This is a genomic window from Tenacibaculum larymnensis (genome assembly GCF_028829235.1).
GTDB classification, from domain to species: Bacteria; Bacteroidota; Bacteroidia; order Flavobacteriales; family Flavobacteriaceae; genus Polaribacter; species Polaribacter larymnensis.
In genome coordinates, this window is record NZ_JAIWJY010000026.1 from 1 (window position 1) to 1,797 (window position 1,797).

Here is a 1,797-nt window from a genome sequence, read left to right on the forward strand (position 1 = left end):
GTTCATGACTTCTGACCTACGTAGCCCGCAACTATATAAGCAAGTAAGTATAGCTTTATCTCGTAAACGTATACGATACCAAGTATGACTGTATTCTGTTGCTTTAAAAAGTGTTTTTATTTGTAATTGGGTTAAAATATTACTGCGTTCTTCTGTATCATTTTTCTCCGCCATTAAATGAACTCTAAGGAGTGTATCTGCATTATGGGCTATTAAATAATCTCGTAGTTTTCGTAGTGCTGTTTGGTGCATATTGAGATAAGTATTGCTTAAAGCACCTCCTTTGTACTGGTTGGAACGTTGTTTTAAATATTCATAATAGTTACTTACTAAAGCGGGAGTAACATTACTAATGTGGGGATGCCCTTGGGATTCTAACCAGTAAAAGAACTCTTGCACCTTTATAGGGACTAAATACACTGTACCCTGAGCATAGCCTAAAATGTCTAACCACTCGGTAAAGGATTGTAATAGTGTTTTGTAATGCTTGTTATGTAGCTTTAATTTTTTCATAGTAAGAACTATTTATTTTATCTACCTCGGTTGACCTTTTTGGGGATTTTATGGAACAGTAAGTTAATTTATTGTTTTTGTTTTAGTTAACCGTTCCATTTTATTAGTGGAACGACTTGGAACAGTGGAACTGTTTATTTTAGTAATACATTCTTGTAACGACTTGCTTATTGCTTCTTCTAACTCTTTGTATTCATTAGGATTTATTACTTCGTATCTGTATAGTTTCTCTCCTTTTATTTGTGCTGTTTTGATGTAGTAGTTTTCTAGTAACTGTTTATGATACCTCCATTGTGTAGTCTTCTTTACTTTTAATCGTTTACGGATTTCTATAGCTGTAAAAGTGGTTTGATTTTCTTTTGTTAGATATTTCTTTAATTTTTCTAAGTAATTTCTGCAAGCTCCTGTGATGGTATCTGATTTTCTTAGTAGTACTTCAGTAATGAGTTCGTTTGCTTCTTGTATGTCTTCGATAGTAGTTTCGATATATTCTTCTCCTGTTTCTTTGTTGTATTGCTTCTCTCTTTGATATTGTTTGTAAAAAGTTATGGCATTGATAAATTGTAGATAGTGTGAGTTGGTTCTTCTTGGTTTAAATACTGATTGTGGTAACTCTAGGTATTCTGCATACGGATTGATTACTTTTATTGGTTTTAGTACTCGTTGAACATTGCGGAGAAGCTCCGCAGCTAAAAACTCTTGTTCTTCGTTGAGCTTTCCTGCAGTGGCTAACCGTTGATACTGCATTATTCTAGTGTCTTGCTCTTCGCTTTCATCTATGTATAATAAAAAACTACGGTTGCTATTATCTTCGTATATGCTTTCCTGAGTGGTACAACCTGCTACCGATACTGGACCTTCTACTGTTAAGTGTATGGTTTTTGTAGTTCCTTTACTGTCTTTGTGTACTACGGTTTTAGTTATTCTCTTTTTAGATTGTAATTCTCTAAGAGGGTAGAGTACACTTTCTGCTCCATCTAGATCTTCTATTAAAATAAGTTTGTGTTGTAATTCTGTTCTATTGAAGTAATAAAAAGCATTGGCACTTAATACCGTAATTTCTACTTTGTCTTCTTCAGGTATTAATTCTGCTACTTTTGATTGTAGGTGTGTTTTTCCTGCTCCTGAGCTTCCTAAGCTAATACAGTGTAAAGGATTGCTAGTTTTTCTGCTTGTAAATATGAGATACATCAGCAGGCGGTTTACGTGTTCTCCGATTACTCCGCTCTTGCCGATGTACTCATTTGTGTTAGCTAACAACTTCCTCTTTTTCAAAAAGGCTTT

The 1,797-nt window shown here is 34.3% G+C and carries 2 protein-coding genes; both read right to left on the reverse strand.

Features of this window, described 5'->3' with window-relative positions:
• Positions 1 to 513: site-specific integrase (locus LCI24_RS16850; protein ID WP_274641419.1), on the reverse strand; the 513-nt coding region annotated here is incomplete at its 3' end.
• A 63-nt stretch (positions 514 to 576) separates the two neighbouring features.
• Positions 577 to 1,797, reverse strand: a 1,221-nt coding sequence (locus LCI24_RS16855; RefSeq protein WP_274641420.1) for a hypothetical protein, incomplete at its 5' end; no start/stop codon positions are given.